General features: G+C 66.8%; 15 protein-coding genes and 3 tRNA genes. 15 read left to right on the top strand and 3 right to left on the bottom strand.

Features of this window, described 5'->3' with window-relative positions:
- Positions 1 to 17: 17 nt before the first annotated feature.
- The 9 genes from AC5P8U_RS11665 (at position 18) to AC5P8U_RS11625 (ending at position 4,771) form a co-directional block, all read left to right on the top strand.
- Entirely contained in the window at positions 18 to 1,418 is a 1,401-nt protein-coding gene (locus tag AC5P8U_RS11665; RefSeq protein WP_005409049.1) for a PhoH family protein, read from the top strand.
- Entirely contained in the window at positions 1,415 to 1,921 is a 507-nt protein-coding gene (locus AC5P8U_RS11660; protein ID WP_439426769.1) for a hypothetical protein, read from the top strand. The genes AC5P8U_RS11665 and AC5P8U_RS11660 overlap by 4 nt, the downstream gene beginning before the upstream one ends.
- 12 nt (positions 1,922 to 1,933) lie before the next feature.
- Positions 1,934 to 2,602, top strand: coding sequence for a YoaK family protein (locus AC5P8U_RS11655; RefSeq protein ID WP_053500054.1), 669 nt, complete (start codon positions 1,934 to 1,936; stop codon positions 2,600 to 2,602).
- 127 nt (positions 2,603 to 2,729) lie between these two features.
- Positions 2,730 to 3,539, top strand: a complete 810-nt coding sequence (gene thiD, locus AC5P8U_RS11650) for a bifunctional hydroxymethylpyrimidine kinase/phosphomethylpyrimidine kinase (RefSeq protein ID WP_252744887.1) — start codon at positions 2,730 to 2,732, stop codon at positions 3,537 to 3,539.
- Positions 3,536 to 4,156: an alpha/beta fold hydrolase gene (locus AC5P8U_RS11645; RefSeq protein ID WP_495214153.1), complete on the top strand. Its 621-nt coding sequence runs from the start codon at positions 3,536 to 3,538 to the stop codon at positions 4,154 to 4,156. The genes thiD and AC5P8U_RS11645 overlap by 4 nt, the downstream gene beginning before the upstream one ends.
- Positions 4,149 to 4,460, top strand: a complete 312-nt coding sequence (locus tag AC5P8U_RS11640) for a hypothetical protein (RefSeq protein WP_447897439.1) — start codon at positions 4,149 to 4,151, stop codon at positions 4,458 to 4,460. The genes AC5P8U_RS11645 and AC5P8U_RS11640 overlap by 8 nt, the downstream gene beginning before the upstream one ends.
- A tRNA-Arg gene (locus AC5P8U_RS11635) sits at positions 4,451 to 4,527 on the top strand. Before AC5P8U_RS11640 ends, AC5P8U_RS11635 begins: the two co-directional genes overlap by 10 nt.
- A 58-nt stretch (positions 4,528 to 4,585) precedes the next feature.
- A tRNA-Arg gene (locus tag AC5P8U_RS11630) sits at positions 4,586 to 4,662 on the top strand.
- Positions 4,663 to 4,694: 32 nt separating this feature from the next.
- A tRNA-Arg gene (locus AC5P8U_RS11625) sits at positions 4,695 to 4,771 on the top strand.
- 657 nt (positions 4,772 to 5,428) lie between these two features.
- On the opposite strand, the gene AC5P8U_RS11620 is transcribed toward AC5P8U_RS11625, so the two are convergent.
- Positions 5,429 to 6,349 carry a LysR substrate-binding domain-containing protein gene (locus AC5P8U_RS11620; protein ID WP_188218083.1) on the bottom strand — a complete coding sequence of 307 codons (921 nt, stop codon included), beginning with the start codon at positions 6,347 to 6,349 and terminating at the stop codon, positions 5,429 to 5,431.
- Between the two features lie 140 nt (positions 6,350 to 6,489).
- Between AC5P8U_RS11620 and AC5P8U_RS11615 the strand changes: the two genes are divergently transcribed.
- Together AC5P8U_RS11615 and AC5P8U_RS11610 are read left to right on the top strand one after the other, a co-directional pair.
- Positions 6,490 to 7,191: a pirin family protein gene (locus AC5P8U_RS11615; protein ID WP_005416106.1), complete on the top strand. Its 702-nt coding sequence runs from the start codon at positions 6,490 to 6,492 to the stop codon at positions 7,189 to 7,191.
- A gap of 169 nt (positions 7,192 to 7,360) precedes the next feature.
- Positions 7,361 to 8,500 (top strand): MFS transporter, encoded by a 1,140-nt coding sequence (locus tag AC5P8U_RS11610; RefSeq protein ID WP_447897575.1) that lies wholly within the window; start codon positions 7,361 to 7,363, stop codon positions 8,498 to 8,500.
- Positions 8,501 to 8,581: 81 nt separating this feature from the next.
- Here AC5P8U_RS11610 and AC5P8U_RS11605 read toward each other — a convergent pair whose 3' ends face one another.
- Positions 8,582 to 9,700 carry an alpha/beta hydrolase gene (locus tag AC5P8U_RS11605; protein WP_188241246.1) on the bottom strand — a complete coding sequence of 373 codons (1,119 nt, stop codon included), beginning with the start codon at positions 9,698 to 9,700 and terminating at the stop codon, positions 8,582 to 8,584.
- A 182-nt stretch (positions 9,701 to 9,882) separates the two neighbouring features.
- Between AC5P8U_RS11605 and AC5P8U_RS11600 the strand changes: the two genes are divergently transcribed.
- The 4 genes from AC5P8U_RS11600 to AC5P8U_RS11585 all read left to right on the top strand — a co-directional run bounded on the left by AC5P8U_RS11600 (position 9,883) and on the right by AC5P8U_RS11585 (position 16,763).
- A complete protein-coding gene (locus AC5P8U_RS11600; protein WP_495214158.1) occupies positions 9,883 to 11,229 on the top strand; it encodes a c-type cytochrome in 1,347 nt (448 codons plus the stop codon).
- Positions 11,226 to 12,152, top strand: a complete 927-nt coding sequence (locus AC5P8U_RS11595; RefSeq protein ID WP_227837788.1) for a c-type cytochrome — start codon at positions 11,226 to 11,228, stop codon at positions 12,150 to 12,152. The genes AC5P8U_RS11600 and AC5P8U_RS11595 overlap by 4 nt, the downstream gene beginning before the upstream one ends.
- A 115-nt stretch (positions 12,153 to 12,267) precedes the next feature.
- Positions 12,268 to 14,646: a TonB-dependent receptor domain-containing protein gene (locus AC5P8U_RS11590; protein WP_495214152.1), complete on the top strand. Its 2,379-nt coding sequence runs from the start codon at positions 12,268 to 12,270 to the stop codon at positions 14,644 to 14,646.
- Between the two features lie 8 nt (positions 14,647 to 14,654).
- Positions 14,655 to 16,763 carry a phosphocholine-specific phospholipase C gene (locus tag AC5P8U_RS11585; RefSeq protein ID WP_495214150.1) on the top strand — a complete coding sequence of 703 codons (2,109 nt, stop codon included), beginning with the start codon at positions 14,655 to 14,657 and terminating at the stop codon, positions 16,761 to 16,763.
- A gap of 109 nt (positions 16,764 to 16,872) precedes the next feature.
- Here the strand turns inward: AC5P8U_RS11585 and AC5P8U_RS11580 are convergent, their stop codons facing one another.
- Positions 16,873 to 18,468 carry an alkaline phosphatase D family protein gene (locus AC5P8U_RS11580; protein ID WP_088497753.1) on the bottom strand — a complete coding sequence of 532 codons (1,596 nt, stop codon included), beginning with the start codon at positions 18,466 to 18,468 and terminating at the stop codon, positions 16,873 to 16,875.
- Positions 18,469 to 18,475 lie beyond the last annotated feature (7 nt).

Here is an 18,475-nt window from a genome sequence, read left to right as displayed (position 1 = left end):
GTAACCAGGAATCGACGATGACCCGAGGCAAGCGCATCTACGTGCTGGATACCAACGTGCTGATGCACGATCCGACCGCGCTGTTCAAATTCGAGGAGCACGACATCTACCTGCCCATGCAGGTGATCGAGGAGCTGGACAACGGCAAGAAGGGCACCTCCGAAGCGAGCCGCAACGCCCGCCAGGTGAGCCGCTTCCTCAACGAGCTGGTGCAGGAATCGGGCCTGGACAACCTGGCCGACGGCATTCCGCTGCAGCGCCCCAACGGCCTGCAGCTGCGCGGCAAGCAGAGCGCCGGCAAACTGCGCTTCCAGACCAGCCATTTCGACGCGGGCAAGAGCTTTGGCAAGGTCATTCCGGACAATGCCATCCTCGGCGCGATCCTGGCCCTGAAGGAAGAAACCCCCGACCTGCCGGTGGTGTTCGTCTCCAAGGACATCAACCTGCGGATCAAGGCCGCCATCGCCGGCATCGTGTCCGAGGACTACGAGAACGATCGCGCGCTGGACGATTTCAGCCTGCTCTACACCGGCGCTACCGAGCTGCCGGAAGACTTCTGGAAACGCCACGGCGACGACCTGCGCAGCTGGAGCGACAAGGGCCGCTCGCATTACGAAATCCAGGCGCAGGACGGCGAGGAGTGGTATCCGAACCAGTACGTCTACCTGCCGGGCGAGGATGAAGTCGAGCTGCGCGTCAGCCGCGTGGTCGGCGATGGCAAGGTGGTGCTGTCGCTGGTCGATGATTTCCGCCACGGCAGCCACGCCGTGTGGGGCATCAGCGCACGCAACCGCGAGCAGAACTTCGCGCTCAACGCACTGATGGACCCGGAGATCGACTTTGTCACGCTGCTGGGCACCGCCGGCACCGGCAAGACCCTGCTGGCACTGGCCGCCGGCCTAGCGCAGACAATGGACCAGCAGCGCTACCGCGAGATCATCATGACCCGCGCCACGGTCAGCGTCGGCGAAGACATCGGCTTCCTGCCCGGTACCGAGGAAGAGAAGATGACGCCGTGGATGGGCGCGTTGACCGACAACCTGGAAGTGCTCACGCACAACCAGGAAGGCGGCACATGGGGCCGCCAGGCCACCAACGACCTGCTGGCCAGCCGCATCAAGATCCGCTCGATGAACTTCATGCGCGGCCGCACCTTCCTGTCGCGCTACCTGATCCTGGACGAGGCGCAGAACCTCACCCCCAAGCAGATGAAGACGCTGATCACCCGCGCCGGCCCCGGCACCAAGATCGTGTGCCTGGGCAACGTCGAGCAGATCGACACCCCGTACCTGACCGAGACCACCTCGGGCCTGACCTACGCGGTGGACCGCTTCAAGAACTGGCCGCATAGTGCGCACATCACCCTGCGCCGTGGCGAGCGTTCGCGCCTGGCCGATTACGCTTCGGAGGTGTTGTGAACCGCTGCACGCGCCTGTTGTTGCCCACGGCTGCGATCACCCTCGCCGCCGTGCTCGGTGCCTGTACGACCACGCGCGGCCCGGCCAGCGTGCCCACCGCCGAGCGCACCGGCCAGTCCTGGGTGGTCACCCGCCCGATCATCGCCGCGCAGGTGCTCGACACCTGCTCGCGCCCCAGCCCCGGCCGCGAGGCCGGGCGGGTGTCGGGCTACTGGGCGCCCAGCCGGCAGCAGGTCGACCAGCTGGAGGCGAAGCTGTCGTCGCTGGAAGCGCAGGTCCCGAAGGTGCTGGGCTTCGACCGCCAGTACGTCGGCATCGAAAGCGCCGGCAAGCGGCTGATCTACATCAACGCCTTCCACCTGCCTGACGACAGCGGCGTCAATCCGGCCCGCGAAGCGATCCGCGTCTGCGATGGCGGCGCACAGTTCTGGGGCGCCGTGTTCGACCCGGCCAGCAACACCTTCAGCGAGCTGCAGTTCAACGGCGGCTTCGGCGGGCCCTGAGGGGCCTCGCCGATGGGAATACGCCTGCCCACCTGGGTCTGGATCGGCGCGGTCGCACTCTCGTGCGTGGCCGGCATGGTCAACGTGGTCGGCTTCCTCGGGTTCGAGCATCAGGCGGTCAGCCACATGACCGGCAGCACCAGCCAGCTCGGCATGGCATTGGCCCAGGGCGACTGGCGCGCGGTCGGCCACCTGTGGGGCCTGCTGATCGCGTTCTCGCTGGGCGCGATGCTCAGCGGCCTGCTGATCCAGGACAGCACCCTGCAGCTGGGCCGGCGCTACGGCGTGGCACTGGCGCTGGAATCGGCTCTTTTGCTGGTGGCCATTCCGCTGTTTGAAGAGCACCAGATCTGGGGCGCACTGGCCGCCGCCATGGCCTGCGGCCTGCAGAATGCAATGGCTACGACCTTCAGCGGCGCGGTGGTACGCACCACCCATCTCAGCGGCATGTTCACCGATCTCGGCATCGGCCTGGGCCACCTGCTGCGCGGGCTGCCGTTGCAGGTACGACGACTGACCCTCAGCGGCCTGATCATCAGTGGCTTCCTCGCCGGCGGCGTGATCGGCGCCTGGCTGTTCGCGCGCTGGCAGTACGACGCCCTGCTTGCTCCCGCCCTGCTCACCGGCCTGACCGGCCTGGGCTATGTGGTGTACCAGCAGTGGGCGCGTTGGCGGCATTGAGGGCCGCGCTGCGGGGGCCAGATCCCTTTTCCTGCTGAAAAGGGATCTGACCCCGCCTGACGGATCAAAGGCATCCACGCATGGCGTGGATCTACCCTCCCCTGCGGGACCACGGCACAATCGCCTGATGAGCCCGACCACTCCCGTATCCGCCCTCACCATCGCCGGCTCCGACTCCGGCGGTGGCGCAGGCATCCAGGCCGACCTGAAGGCCTTTGCAGCACATCGCGTGCACGGACTCTCCGCGATCGCCGCACTGACCGCACAGAACACCCGTGGCGTCATCGCCGTGCACGTGCCGCCGATCGATTTCCTGCGTGCACAACTGGATGCCTGCTTCGATGACTTCGACATCCATGCGGTGAAGCTCGGCATGCTGGCCAACACCGAGGTGATCAATGCCGTCGCCGATGCGTTGGAGCGCCATCACCCGCCACACGTGGTGCTGGACCCAGTGATGGTCGCCACCAGCGGCGCGCGCCTGCTGGAAGACAACGCTCTGCAGGCAATGCGTGAGCGGCTGATCCCGCTGGCCACGCTGATCACCCCGAACACGCCGGAAGCAGAGCTGCTGGCCGGACGGAAGATCGGCAACGGCGATGACGCCGAACAGGTGGCCTCCGCCCTGCTCGACCTGGGTGCCGATGCGGTGCTGCTGAAAGGTGGCCACCTGCAGGAAGGCAACCGCGTAATCGACCGCTACTTCGACGGCGTGAGCAGCGAAGAATTCATCCACGCCCGCCTGCCGCTGGATGCACACGGCACTGGCTGCACGCTGGCCTCGGCCATCGCCGCGCAGCTGTGCAACGGCCTGAGCCTGGCCAACGCCTGCGAAGCCGGCATCGACTACGTTGCGCGCGGCCTGCAGCAGGGCTATGCCCCCGGCCGCAGCGAGGTACGGGTGCTCGACCACTTCGGCGCGGCACCGCACGCATGAACCTGACGCCGGCCCTCCTTCCAGTGCAGTGCAGCGACGGGCATCGCTACGAAGTGATGGCCTGCATGCCCGCACAGCCCATCGCCCGCTTGTTGTGGCTGCCAGCGCTGGGTGTGGCCGCGCGCCACTACCTGCCGCTGGCACAGGCGCTGGCAGCGAAGGGCGTGGCGGTCTACCTGCATGAGTGGCGCGGCAACGGCAGCAGCTCGCTACGCCCGTCGCGCGCGCAGGACTGGGGCTACCGCGAGGTACTCGAGCAGGATCTGCCGGCCAGCCAAGCGGTCATGGCGGCCGCAGACGAGGAAGCAGGCCCCCTGCCCTGGATCATCGGTGGTCACAGCCTGGGCGGGCAGCTGGCCTGCGTGCATGCCGGCCGCAACCCTCTGCACTTCCATCACTTGTGGTTGGCGGCCAGCGGCTCACCGTTCTGGCGTGGATTCCCGCCACCGCGGCTGGCTGCTGCCACTGGTCTACCGCTTCCTGCCGTGGATCGCGCAGCGCCAGGGCGTGCTGCATGGCCGTCGCCTCGGCTTCGGTGGCACCGAAGCACGCGGACTGATCGCCGACTGGGCACGCGTCGGGCTGAACAACCACTACGCTGCCGCGGGCATGGGTGAAGACCTCGACGCACAGATGGCGCGCGTGCACGGCAGCGCACAGGCCGTACTGATGGAACACGATTGGTTGGCTCCGACCGGATCGATGCAGGCGTTGCTCGCAAAGCTGCCGAATGTGGACGCGAAGCTGCGCGTGCTGTCCGCGCAGGAACTGGGCACGCGCGCCGATCATTTCGCCTGGCTGAAGGCACCGGATGCCGTGGCGGACAGCTTTTTCATTCAGTTGGATGAAAATTTTCACAAAACTGTTGACGGTGTGCGCCGACATCCGCATAATTCCGCTCCTGTCGCAGGGCGCCCGTAGCTCAGTTGGATAGAGTACCTGGCTACGAACCAGGCGGTCGGGAGTTCGAATCTCTCCGGGCGCACCACTCGACAGGTTTTCAGCATCCGCCGCTGGAAATGTTTTAAAATTTGATTGTGTACCGCGCGCCCGTAGCTCAGTTGGATAGAGTACCTGGCTACGAACCAGGCGGTCGGGAGTTCGAATCTCTCCGGGCGCACCATACACAGTCGGCACAACAAGTTTATGTAATTGGCGCCCGTAGCTCAGTTGGATAGAGTACCTGGCTACGAACCAGGCGGTCGGGAGTTCGAATCTCTCCGGGCGCACCATTACACCGAAACAGCAGGCCTCGGCCTGCTGTTTTTTTATGTGTGTTTTTCGGCAGGGCTGCGCCCTGCACCTGCAGAAGCTACGGCCGGAGCAACAGCAACAGCTGGCATTCCGAGGGATGGCGGGGCGGGATGGGCAGGCAGGACACGCCGTAAACCCATCCATGGGGGCTCGATGGCGGCATCCATGCCGCCAACGGTCCTGCCTGCCCATGCCGCCCCACCTCTGACAGATTTCAGCGATCTGATGGATCCACGCCATGCGTGGATGAATCTCCGTCGGAATCGAATATTTCGAATCAAGATCGAAAAGCATCCACGCATGGCGTGGATCTATCGTGTCGACCAAGGTCGACACACACTAACAGCCCCAGGAATGTGTCGAAGGCGGGGTGGGTCCGGTTGCAGGAGTGTCCGCGGCATGGGTGCCGCGGCCAAGCCCCCATGGGTGAGGGCGCTTTGCTTGCGAAGCACTGCTTCGCAAGCGCCCGAACGCACAGCCGCCAGCGGCTGGGCCGGACCGCGGAGCGGGGTCTACGGCGTCTCCCGCAACCGGACCCACCCCGCCATCCCTCAGCAAACCAGCTTCTGCTGTTGCTGTTGCTGTTGCTGTTGCTCTGGATCGTAGCGGGTACAGGGCGCAGCCCTGCCAATCCCCTACCCCTTGGCCATCGCCTGCCACCACTGCGACAGCAGCTCCGGCCTGCGTAGGCGCTCGCGCCACCAGCGCAGTGCCGCGCCATCCTCACCGGTGCGCCAGGCCAGCCAGAACGTTTCCTCCGGCTTGTGTTCCTCCACCTCGCGGATCACCAGCTGGCCACGCGCCACCGCAGCACGCGCGCATGGCTCGGGCAAGAAGCCGAAGCCCACGCCTTCGCACTGCAGCTTCAATTTGCTGGCCATGTCGGGCACGGTCAGCATCTCCTGCCCCATCAACAGGCCCACCGTGCGCGGCAGCAGCCTGCGCGCCGAATCGGAAACGGCGATCGCGCAATGCTCGACCAGCTGCTCACGGCCCAGCACGCCCTGCACGTTGGCCAACGGATGATCGGGTGCCACCGCGAACACGAACGCCACCGTGCCCAGCGGCTCGACCACATAGCCGCCACCACTGGGCCCTTCGCCCGGCGCGCCGACCAACAGGTCGGCACGGCGGTCGAGCAGGGCCTCCCAGGTGCCGGACAGGGCCTCGCCGATCAACCGCAACCGGGTTGGTGCCTCGGCCTCACGGAATGCGGCGATATCCGGCCCAAGCAGCCAGGTCGGGAACACCGAATCCACCGCCAGGGTCAGTTCGGTCTCCCAACCCGACGCCACCCGGCGCACCCGCAGCTCCAGCTCGCGGGCCGCGCGCAGCAGGTGTCGGCCTTCGTCCAGCAGCGCGCGCCCGGCCTCGGTCAGCTCTGCACGTGGGCCGACCCGGTCGAACAGCTGCACGCCCAGATCCTCCTCCAGCTTGGCCACGGTATAGGAGATCGTCGAGGGCACCTTGTGCAGGGCCTTACCGGCGGCGGCAAAGGAGCCACGGCGGTCGATGGCATCCAGGATCTGCAGGGCATCGAGGCTGAGCTTAAGCATTCGAATTTTTCGATGATGGTCGTCAAAACTATCCGTTTTTCAAACCCCGGACGCAAGCGGATACTTCTCTCCAACGGGGAAACACAGCGGTCACTGGTCCACCCCGCCCCATCGAAACCATCGAACAAGGAGATTCCCTCATGCTGCAGATCCGCAAGAGCGCTACCCGTGGCCTGGCCGAGCATGGCTGGCTGTCCTCGCGCCATACCTTCTCCTTCGCCAACTACTACGACCCCCGTTACGTCAGCTTCGGCCCGTTGCGGGTGATCAACGAAGACAAGGTGATCGGCGGCCAGGGCTTCGGCACCCACGGCCACAGCAACATGGAGATCATCTCCTACGTGCTGGGCGGTGCACTGGAACACAAGGACTCGATGGGCACCGGTTCGGTGCTGCGCTACGGCGACGTGCAGCGCATGAGCGCCGGCAGCGGCGTCACCCACAGCGAGTTCAACCACTCCGCCGACGAGACCGTGCATTTCCTGCAGATCTGGATCTTCCCGGACACCGAGAACATCGCGCCGTCCTACGAGGAGACCCACTTCACGCCGGACAGCAAGCGCGGCCAGCTGCGCCTGATCGCTTCGCCGGACGGTGCCGAGGGCTCGCTGCGCATCCACCAGGATGCCCGCATCTTCGCCACCATTCTTGATGGCGGCCAGAAGCTGCACCATGCGCTCGGCAACGGCCGTGGCGCCTATGTGCAGGTGGCGCGTGGCCAGCTGCAGGTCAACGGCATCACCCTGGAAGCCGGTGACGCGCTGCAGGTCAGTGACGAAGCCCAGCTGACCCTGGAAAACGGCAACGACGCCGAAGTGCTGGTGTTCGACCTGCCGCTGTAAACACGCCCTGTCCTGAAGACGTGGCCCGGCGATGCGGAAAGGCATCGCCGGGCCCGCTGCGCCTGATGGACGGCCCGCAATCGTATTCGGCCTTCGGTGACCCGAATGCCCCTTGCCCGATGCGACTGGAAACGCTTTCATGACAGTGTTTATCCGGACCCGCTCTCGCATGACGCCTTCATCTCCGCGTGCCCAGCAGCACGCCACCCGTGCCGCCTTCTTCATTCCTGGATTCGCCACCGCCGCGTGGGCGCCGATGGTGCCTTACGCCAAGGCCAAGGCCGGGCTGACCGACGCCAGCCTCGGCGCCGTGCTGCTGTGCCTCGGGCTCGGCTCGCTGCTGGCGATGCCGCTGGCAGGTGCACTGACGGGGCGGTTGGGTTGCCGCCGGGTGATGGTGATCACCTGCGCGATGATGCTGTGCGCCCTACCCTTGCTGGTGCTGGCAACCTCGCCGGTGTCGCTGGGCGCGGCGCTGTTCGTGTTCGGTGCCGGCGTCGGTGCACTGGATTGTGCGATGAACATGCAGGCGGTGGCGGTCGAGCGCGATGCCGGGCGCGCGATGATGTCCGGCTTCCACGCCTTCTACAGCATCGGTGGATTCGTCGGTGCTGGCTGCATGACCGGGCTGCTGATCCTCGGCACGCCGCTGTGGCTGGCCGCGCTGGTTTCGGTGGTGGCACTTCTGCTGGTTGCGATGCTGTCGGCGCCGCATTGGCGTCCGCAACGGATCCTGCACGAAGGCCCGCTGCTGGCACTGCCGCATGACGTGGTGCTGTTCATCGGCGTACTGGCCTTCGTGGTGTTCCTCGCCGAGGGCTCGATGCTGGACTGGAGCGCCGTGTTCCTGGCCGAAGTGCGGCAGGTGCCGCGTGACCAAGCCGGCGCCGGCTTCGCGTTGTTCACCCTGGCGATGACGGCAATGCGCCTGTTCGGTGACGGCATCGTCGAGCACCTCGGCCGCACCCGCACCCTGGTCTTCGGCGGTATCACGGCCGCGGCCGGCTTCACCCTGGCCACGCTGGTGCCCTCGTTTCCGGTGGCGCTGGCCGGCTACGTACTGGTCGGGCTGGGCTGCGCCAACATCGTGCCGGCGCTGTTCTCGATGGCAGGCCAGCAGCGGGTGATGCCGGAAAGCATCGCCATCACTGCCGTGACCACACTGGGTTACGCCGGCATCCTCGCTGGCCCGGCTGCGATCGGCGCAGTGGCGCACGCCACCAGCCTCGGCTTTGCCTTCCTGTGCGTCGCCGTACTGCTGCTGGGCGTAGCCGCCTCCGCCCGCTCACTGGCCCGACGCGTGGCCTGACAGAAAAAGGGGACGGAGGGGATTAAGTCGCACCTGCCCCGAGTGTGCTGCAAACGACTTAATCCCCTCCGTCCCGTTTTTTCAGCCGTGTGCCAGCCATTCGGCCTGGGCCGGCAGCTGTGGGGCTGGGCACGCGCTCTGCGGGTGGCGCTGGTCGCGCGCCATCCAGTCATCGACCACGCCGGCCAGCAGGTCCAGCCGCAGCGGCAGGGTGATGTGGTCCTCTCCACGCATTTCGATGTAGTGCGCGCGCGGGTTGGCCTGCGCAAGCTGCCGGCCCTGGCTGACCGGAATGTGCTGGTCACCCTGACCGTGCAGCAACAGCACGCAGGCGCGGGTATCGGCCAGCGCACGCGCGACGTCGACGCGGTCCAGATCGACATCGATACGGCGGCTGGCGGCGGCGATCACCTGGTTGATGTCCTGGCCCCCATAGCGCCAGCGTGCGTACGACGCCACCGCCTGCGCCTTCAGCCCCTCCGGCTGCAGTCCCATCAGGTGCGGGATCATCGTGCGGATCGCCGCACCGGCATTGGCGAACGATTCCATCGCCACCACACCGGCTACCTGGTCACCCAGCTTGTCGGCGGTGAACACCGCCGTGGCCGCACCATAGGACACACCGAACAGGTACAGCGGGCCGGTCACTTCGCCGCGCGCGCGCAGCTCGCCGATGACATCGACGACGTCATCCGATTCATAGGTGCCATAGCCGGACGGACCTGCACCGGACTGGCCATGGTTGCGAAGGTCGAGCGTGACCACGCGGTAGCCGGACTCGGCCAGCTGCAGCGACCATGGCAGCATCGAATCACCATTCATCATCCACCCGTGCAGCAGCACCACGGTGCCGCGTGGCGCCTGCGCGCGGAACGGCTGCGGCACGGCCAGACTCAGGCCGGTATCAAGAGGCAGGCCGTTCTCATGACGCTGCGGAAGGTAGTGGTAGTGCGCGCCGTAGTCGCCGGGGTCGAACGCGCGCCAGAAGATCGGCACGCCATCGCGACCCGCTGCGAAGCCATGGCGGTTGGGCAGCCCGGCAATGGCCGCGGCGATGCGCGGGCGATCGAGCAGGGTCGACACGCCGCCTGGCGCGATCAGCCGGTCGGCAAGCGAGGTGGACGAGGCGTTGATCGAGGATGAGCATGCAGCCAGCCACAGGCCGGCGCACGCCAGCAACAACAGCAGCAGGCGCTTCATGGGCAATCGGGAAAGGATGCGACAGCGTGGCAGGTTAACGACGCGGGCGTGGGCCATCTATCGCGCGTGGATGACGGCTTGATGACAATGCGGGATCGATTCAGGTTGTCACAATGGCGCGATCGACCTCGGCATTGATCCGGATCAATGAATACGCCGGCATGCTTGTCCACAGTGCCCCCATGCGCACCTCGTTCAAGCTCGCCATTGCCCTGGCCGCCGCGCTGGCCGCCGCCTATGGCATCGCCCGCAGCACGCCCTACTGGTTCGCACCTCGGCAGGCCGCGCAGGTCGACATCCACGACCCGGCGCTGATCGCACAGGGGCAGTACCTGTCGCGCGCCGCCGACTGTGCGGCCTGCCACACCGCGCCGGGCGGCAAGCCGTTCGCCGGTGGCCTCGGCATGCAGACGCCGATGGGGACGATCTACTCGACCAACATCACCCCCGATCCGGAAACCGGCATCGGCGCCTACGACTATGCCGACTTTGAACGCGCGGTGCGCCGTGGCATCCGCCACGATGGCCAGCCGTTGTATCCGGCAATGCCGTACGCCTCGTACGTGATTGCCCGCGACGCCGAGATCAAGGCGCTGTACGCCTATTTCATGGGCTCGGTGCAGCCGGTGAAGCAGGACAACGCCGACAGCACGATTCCATGGCCAGCCAACATGCGCTGGCCTCTGGCATGGTGGCAACTGCTGTTCGCACGCCCACGCAGCTTCAGCCCGGATCCGTCGCTGGACGCCGGCCAGCAGCGTGGTGCCGAACTGGTGGAAGGCCTGGCGCATTGCGGTGCCTGCCACACGCCACGCGGGCTGGCGTTCCAGGAAAAGGCGATGGCCGATGATGGCAGCCGCCAGTTCCTGTCCGGTTCGGTGCTGGAAGGCTGGTACGCGAAGAACCTGCGCAACGAATCGACCGGCCTGGCCAGCTGGAGCGAAGGCGAGATCGTCGACTTCCTGCGCACCGGCCGCACCGATCGTTCGGCGGCTTTCGGCGGCATGGCCGATGTGGTCGAGCACAGCACGCAGTACCTGTCCGACGCGGACCTGCTGGCGATGGCACGCTACCTGAAGCAGCTGCCCGCCCGCGAAGGACGCAGCGCACAGTGGTCGCCCGGCACCGACACCACCACCGCCGCACTGCGCAGCGGCGACTACCGCGTGGCCGGTTCGCTGGCCTATGCCGAGCACTGCCAGGCCTGCCACCGCGCCGACGGCCGCGGCATGCCTCGCGTCTATCCGGCCCTGGCCGGCAACTCGATCGTGTTCGCCGACGATCCCAGCTCGCTGGTGCAGGTGACCCTGATCGGCGGCCGCACGCCACAGACCCCGCACGACCGCATGGCCTTCACCATGCCAGGCTTCGAGCAGCTGCCGAATGCGCAGCTGGCACAGATCCTGACCTTCATCCGCAGCAGCTGGGGCAATCAGGCCAGCGCAGTGAGCGAGGTCGACGTGGCGCGCATGCGCCGGGTGGTGCGCGACAAGCCGGTGCACTACGTTCCGCAGGAGGCCGCACAATGAAGCGTTCGCGCACGCGTTCCCGCCTGCTGATCGGCAGTGCGATCACCCTGGTGCTGCTGGCCGGCGCCGGTACCCTCGCTTACCGTCATCTGTACCCGGATCTGGATGCCGCCGTGACCGGCACGATCGATATCCTCGATGCACAGGGCAAGGTGGTCGGCGCCTACCATGCGCCGAGCGCCGAAGAAATCGCCGGGCTCGGCAATGCCGAGTCGGTGATGCTCGGCCGCCGCATCCTCAACGAAACCGCACGACTGCTGCCGGACAACGTCGGCAACGATCTGAACTGCAATTCGTGCCACATGGCCGAGGGCAAGCGTCCCTTCGGCAACCACTACTTCAACACCGGTGGCGGCGCCTATCCGCGTTACATGCCGCGGCCTGGCAAGGTGATCGGCCTGACCGAACGCATCAATGGCTGCCTGCAGCGTTCGATGAACGGCAAGCCGCTGCCGAAGGACGCGCCACAGATGCGCGCGATGCTCGACTACATGGCGTGGCTAAACAGTGCAGTGCCGGACGGTGCAAAAGTCGCCGCGCCAAGCGAAGGGCCCATCGACAGCACGCTGGCCCCGGATCCGATCCGCGGCCAGGCGCTGTACGCCGCGCAGTGCGCTGCCTGCCACGGCGACAACGGCGAAGGCCGGCGCGACGCCAGTGGTGACATCGCTTTCCCGCCGCTGTGGGGCGACCACAGTTTCAACATCGGCGCCGGCATGGCGCGCCTGTACAAGGCGGCCGGTTTCGTCAAGCACAACATGCCACCGGCAGTGACCCGCGAACCTCCGCTGGGGCAGCAGGTGATGCTCGACCAGGATGCGGTGGACATCGCCAGCTACTTCATCAACCAGCCGCGGCCGGACTTCGCCAACAAGGGCAAGGACTGGCCGCGCGACCCGAAACCCAAGGACGCGCGGTACTGATGCAGGCAGCAGCTGCGGGCCGTCACACAACACGGTTCCTGCATCTTCGCGTCATGCCGATGTCATTGGCGCTGCCGACACTCCGGGGCTTCCCTCTGCTGAAGGTCCGGTCTCGATGCGAACGTCTGCGCGCTTTCCCCGTGTCTCGCTGCTTGCCCTGCTGATCGCCCCCGCACTGGACGCCCTGGCCGAAGCACCGCAGGGCGAGACTGCCGAAGCGCGCAGCAGCGATGCGCGAACCCTTGACCAGGTACAGGTGATCGGCCAGGCCACCAGCTACGCCAAGACGGCGGTGCGCGCGGAAACGCTGAACCGGCAGACCGTGATGAGCAGCGTCAACGACGCGCTCAATGAAGTGCCCGGCGTGGTGGTCAGCGAAGCCGATGCCACCGGCTCATCGGTGTGGGGCACGCAGATCAGCATGCGTGGCTTCGTCACCAACCGCGATACGCAGCAGATCGGCACCACCATCGATGGCCTGCCCAACGGCGGTTCCGGTTACGGCGGCGGCTCGCTGGCCAACCGCTACATCGACACCCTCGACCTGGAAACGGTGGAAGTCAGCCAGGGCACCGCCGATATCTCCTCGCGCTCGAACGAAGCGCTGGGCGGCACGCTCAACTTCCTCACCAGCGACCCGTTGCAGGACAGCCGCCTGCGCTTCGTGGTCGGTGCCGGTGACAACGATGCGCGCAAGTACTACGTGCGCTACGACACCGGCCTGCTCGGCGGCCACACCCGCGCCTGGGTCAGCGCCTCCTCGTCGAAGGTGCACGACTGGATCGACGGCACCGGGCACGCCAGCAACGACCACATCGCCGGCAAGTTCATCACCGAACTGGACCGCTGGACGCTGACCGGCTACCTGTCCTACAACGATGCGGACGAGCCGGAATACACCAGCGTCTCACCGAAGGGCTTCGCGACCAATCCGGATCGCGACAACCTGGTCGGTACCCTCACCGGCATTCCCTACCTGGACCAGAACTACCGTTCCGGCTCGCGTGCGTTGCGCGCGAACACCTTCGGCTACCTGCGCGCGGCCTTCGACGCTGGCAACGGCTTCAAGGCCTCGGTGGCCGCCTACGGGCACCGCATGCAAGGCCGCGGCGACTGGCTGCCACCGTACCTGGCGCAGGTCAGCGATGACGGTGCCGGCCGCCCCGAATCGGAGTACATCGGTGGAAAGACCGTGTACGGCGGCAGCAATCGTGGCCAGATCTTCTTCGTCAATCCCGACGGCAGCGCCGCGCAGCGCCTGGCCAACTGCACACCGCGGCTGGGTTTCACTGCCGAATATGATCCGAACTGCTACGCCGGCAACGTGCTGGGCGCGCAGTCGTATCGCCACACCCACTACGACAACGACCGCATGGGCGTGACCGCCGACGTCGAGTGGCGGCAGACCTTCGGCACGGTCGACAACACGATCCGTGGCGGCCTGTGGGTGGAGAAGCTGGACCGATCGGCACGCCGCGACTGGCATCGCCTGCTCAACGTCGGCCAGGATATCGCCTTCGACCATCAGCCGTACTGGGTACAGTTCGAGGACAAGTACAAGGTTGACGAGCAGATGTACTACGTCGAGGACGTGGCGAGGTTCGGGCCGTTCAGCGCACGCCTGGGCGTGAAGCAGTTCTTCGTCGACCAGTCGCGCCGCCGCGTGATCGGTGCCAGCGAGCACGTCAGATCCGATTCCAGGTCCGACCCGCTGCTGTCCACCGGCTTGACCTGGGCGCCGGGCGTGGAAGGCATGGAGCTGTTCGCCGGCTTCTCGCAGAACTTCGCCGCGATTCCTTCCGGCGTGCTCGGCGAGACCGACCCGCAGCGCTTCCGCAACGTCGAGCCGGAGACCGCCGACAACATTGAAGTGGGCATGCGCATCAGCCGCTGGCCGCTGACCGCCTCGGTCACGCTGTACAACATCAAGTTCGACAACCGCATCGTCTACCTGCCGGCCGGCTTCGTCAGCGGCATTGACTACCTGGGCGAGACCGACGGTGTCTACGAGAACTTCGGCGGCGTGGAAAGCAACGGCCTGGAAGCGGCGTTCGGCTATGGCTGGGACAACGGCTGGCGCCTCAACGCCGCCTATACCTACAACCGCTCCAAGTACCTGGGCAGTGGCGATGCCGCGCGTGATACCCAGCTGGGCATCGTCGACGGCGCCAAGGTGATCGGCCAGCCCGAACAGACCCTCGTCCTGTCGGCGGACTGGCAGGGTGAGAACTGGAACTTCGGCCTGTCCGGCCGTTACCTGGGCACGCGTTATCTCGACGCCGCCAACGTCAACAAGCTGCCGTCGGCCACCGTGTTCAACGCCAACATCGGCTTCGACCTGCAAGGCCTGTCGCCGCGCCTGAAGGGCATGGGCGCCAACCTGGTGGTGAGCAACCTCACCGACAAGCGGTATCTTGCAGGGGTGGACGGCCGCGACAACGCCTTCATCGGCGCTCCGCGCACCGTCGGCATCTCTTTCCGCGTGGACCTGTGAGTGAGCCCGTGACCGATATCGGCCGACGCCGGTTGTTGCAGGCCGGCGTTGCCGCCGGCTTTTCTCCACTGCTGCCCAGCATCGCCCGGGCCGCCGCGAACGCCCCCGCCGCGCAGACGCGCAGCCTGGAAGACCTGCAGCACATCGTGGTGTTCATGCAGGAGAACCGTTCGTTCGACCACTACTTCGGCACGCTGCCGGGCGTACGTGGCTTCGGTGATCGGTTCGTCGCCCCGGCCGCCGCGCTGCAAGCTGGTGGCCGCGTCCGCAGCCTGTGGCTGCAGCCCGATGCCAGCGGCAAGCGCGCGATCGCGCCGTTCCCGCTGGATACCGCCGCGCATTTCGGCTACATGCGCGTGGAAGGCACGCCGCATACCTGGCCCGATGCGCAGCGCGCCTGGGACCAAGGTCGCATGGGGCAATGGCCGAAGGCCAAGCAGAACCATTCGATGGGCTACTTCCAGCGCAGCGACCTGCCGTTCCAGTGCGCGCTGGCCGATGCCTTCACGATCTGCGATGCCTACCACTGCGCAATGCAGGCCGGCACCAACCCGAACCGGGTGTTCCTGTGGACCGGCCACAACGATCCGCAGGCCCACGCTGGTGGCCCGGTGATCGCCAACTCGCACGACAATTTCCCTGAACAGGGTGGGCACCCGGCGTCGTACCGCTGGACCAGCTATGTCGAGCGCCTGCAGAGGGGCGGCGTGTCCTGGCAGATCTACCAGGACATGGCCGACAACTTCACCGACAACCCGCTGGCGGGTTTCGAGGCCTTCCGTCAGGCACACCGCGCGGCGCCAGGGCATGACCCGCAGCTGCGCGCTCGCGGGGTCAGCACGCGGGGCCTGACGCAGCTGCGCCAGGACGTCATTGACGGGCGCCTGCCGCAGGTCAGCTTCATCATCGCCGACGCGGCCGGCAGCGAACATCCCGGCCCGTCCAGCCCGGCACAGGGCGCGGCCTATACCGCACGCGTGCTGGATGCGCTGACCGCCGATCCGGACGTGTGGAGCCGCACCGCCCTGCTGCTGATGTTCGACGAGAACGATGGCTTCTTCGACCACATGCCGCCCCCTGCCCCGCCTTCGCCGGTGGACGGTGGCTGGGCGGGTGTATCCTCGGTCAGCACCGAAGGCGAGTACCACCGGCACCCGGCACCGGGTGACGAAAAGTACGATCTCGCCGAACTGCGCGGGCGCCCGTACGGTCTGGGACCGCGCGTGCCCCTGTACGTGATCTCGCCGTGGAGTCGCGGCGGCTGGGTCGATTCGCAGGTGTACGACCACACCTCGGTCATACGGCTGATCGAGCGCCGCTTTGGCGTGGCCGCACCGGACATCTCGCCGTGGCGCCGCGCGGTCTGCGGCGACCTCAGCACTGCGTTCGACTTTGCCCAGCGCGATACCCGCCCGTTCGTCCGCGGCCTGCCCGACGTGAGTGCGGTTGCCGCACGCGCCGCTGCCTTGCCGGGACGCACCGTGCCCACGCTGCCAGAGGGGCTGAAACCAGCGAAACAGGAAAGCGGTGTACGCCCGGCGCGCGCCCTGCCCTATCGTCCGCAGGCATCGATTGCCGCAGTCGATGCCTCGGGTGTGGATCTGACGCTGTCCTGCGAAGGCGCGGCGGCCGTGCTGCATGTCTACGATCGGCTGCGGCTGGATGCGGTACCACGCCGCTACACGCTGCTGCCAGGTACGCCACTGCGCGAGCGCTGGCCGCTGGACGCCCAGGGTCGCTATGACCTTTGGCTGCTTGGTCCGAACGGCTTCCACCGCCACTTCCAGGGTGCGGTCAAGGCGCCTGCCGTGCAGGCTTCGATCGAGCGCGCGGACGGCCAGCTACGGCTGCAGCTGCGCAATCTGCACAACAGCGCGCAGAATGTGCGGGTGCAGGCCGGCGCCTATGCCGGGCACATGCCGGAGCAGGCGCTGGTGCTGCCGGCGCATGCTGAGGCCACGGTGGCGTGGGACGCGGCGCCCACCGCAGGGTGGTACGACCTGCGCATCGGTGCGGGCGACAGTGCACTGCGACTGGCCGGCCGCGCCGAGGATGGGCGCCCCGGCACCAGTGACCCGGCAATGGGCAGCGAGCCATTGCGGTTCGAGCACGATTGAGGAGCCCTCTGTAGAGCCGAGCCCATGCTCGGCTGCTTTGTCGGGGCAATGCGACCAGGGCGAGAAGCAGCCGAGCATGGGCTCGGCTCTACGGGGCAGATCGGCAGATTCAGGCCTCCTGCAGCCCCGGCCGGCCGTGCTCCACCGCATAGCGCTTCCAGCTCTGCAGCGCGCCATTCGGCTGCATTACGGTATCCAGCGTCTTCATGTCGCCGATCCACGCATCGCGGGTGACATCGCACAGCACGTAGCCACGCTTGTCGGTGGTCGCCTTCAGGTAGGGACTGTGCGCAAGCTGGTTCATGGCATACGCGTCCACGCCCTGGCCGTCGGCACCGGAAGTGATCGAGGTGGCGAGGAACTCGCTGGAGACCACACCCGAGTCACGGTGGTCCTGTACCAGATCGCTGGCGTAGTGGCGATGCGCGTCGCCGCAAGCGGTCACCACGTTGCCGAAGCCCACCTTCTGGATGTGATCGAGCAGGCGTCGGCGGCTGTCCAGATAGCCCGACCACTGGTCGTCGGACGACTGCACTACCCCGTCCTTCTCGCGCATGTAGTTGCCCAGCGCCACCTGGTGGGCGATGGTATGCCAGCGCGGCGCCGCATCGGCCAAGCCGTCGAACAGCCAGCGTTCCTGCTTCGCCCCCACAATGCTGCGCTCCGGCGATTCCACCTCCTCACGCAGCGCCATGTTCACCTGCTTGCTGCGGTACTGGCGGGTGTCGAGCAGGTGCAGATCCATCAGCGTGCCGTAGCGTGCGCGCCGGTACATCTGTATGTGGCCATCGCGCGGGAATGCCGTACGGCGCAGCGGCATGTTCTCGTAGTAGGCCTGGAACGCCTGCGCGCGCCGCAGCAGGAACACTTCGCTGGGCGTATCGTCCTGGTCTTCGGCGCCGGCCCAGTTGTTGTCCACTTCGTGGTCATCGAAGGTGACGAACCAGGGGGCCGACGCATGCGCGGCCTGCAAGTCGGCGTCGCTCTTGTACTGGGCGTAGCGGCGGCGGTAATCATCCAGCGTATAGATCTGCGGGCCGACGTGGTTGCGCAGGTTGGTGAACGGCTGGCCGTTCATCTTCCGCGGGCCCGGCTGGCTTTCGCCTTCGTAGATGTAATCGCCATAGTGGAAGACGAAATCGAGCGGTTCCTCGGCGATGCGTCGCCACGCGGTGTAGTGGCCTTCTTCGTAGTGCTGGCAACCAGCCACCACAAAGCGCACCCGGTCCACCGCTGCCGTGGCTGACGGCAGCGTGCGCGTACAACCCACTGCGCTGGCGTGGCCGCCTACGGTGAAGCGGTACCAGTAGGGCCGTCCGGGCGCCAGCCCGTCCAGCTCCACGTGCACCGCGTGGCCGAGTTCGGGATGCGCGAGGGCCGAACCCTGGCGTACCACCTTGCGCATGCCTTCGTCTGCTGCCAGCTGCCACTCGACCACCATCGGCCGGGCCGGCATGCCACCACCGAACACCAGTGGCTCGGTCGCCAGCCGTGTCCACAGCACCATGCCATCGGCCGAGGGATCACCAGAGGCCACGCCCAGGGTGAAGGGCGTGCTGGCAAAGCGCGGCGAGGCCAGCAGGTTGCGTGGGTTCAGTGCAGTGGCGTCGGTCTGCGCGGCCAGTGCGCGCGCCGTGCCCATCCAGGCCCCTGCGGCCGACAGGCCGGCCAAGGCCAGGAATCGCCTGCGATTGATCGTCTCCACGGATGCC

This window comes from Stenotrophomonas sp. YJH_SMC_81, from assembly GCF_059370875.1.
The sequence above is the reverse complement of the archived record's forward strand: the minus strand, read 5'-3'. Positions and strand labels throughout refer to the sequence as shown.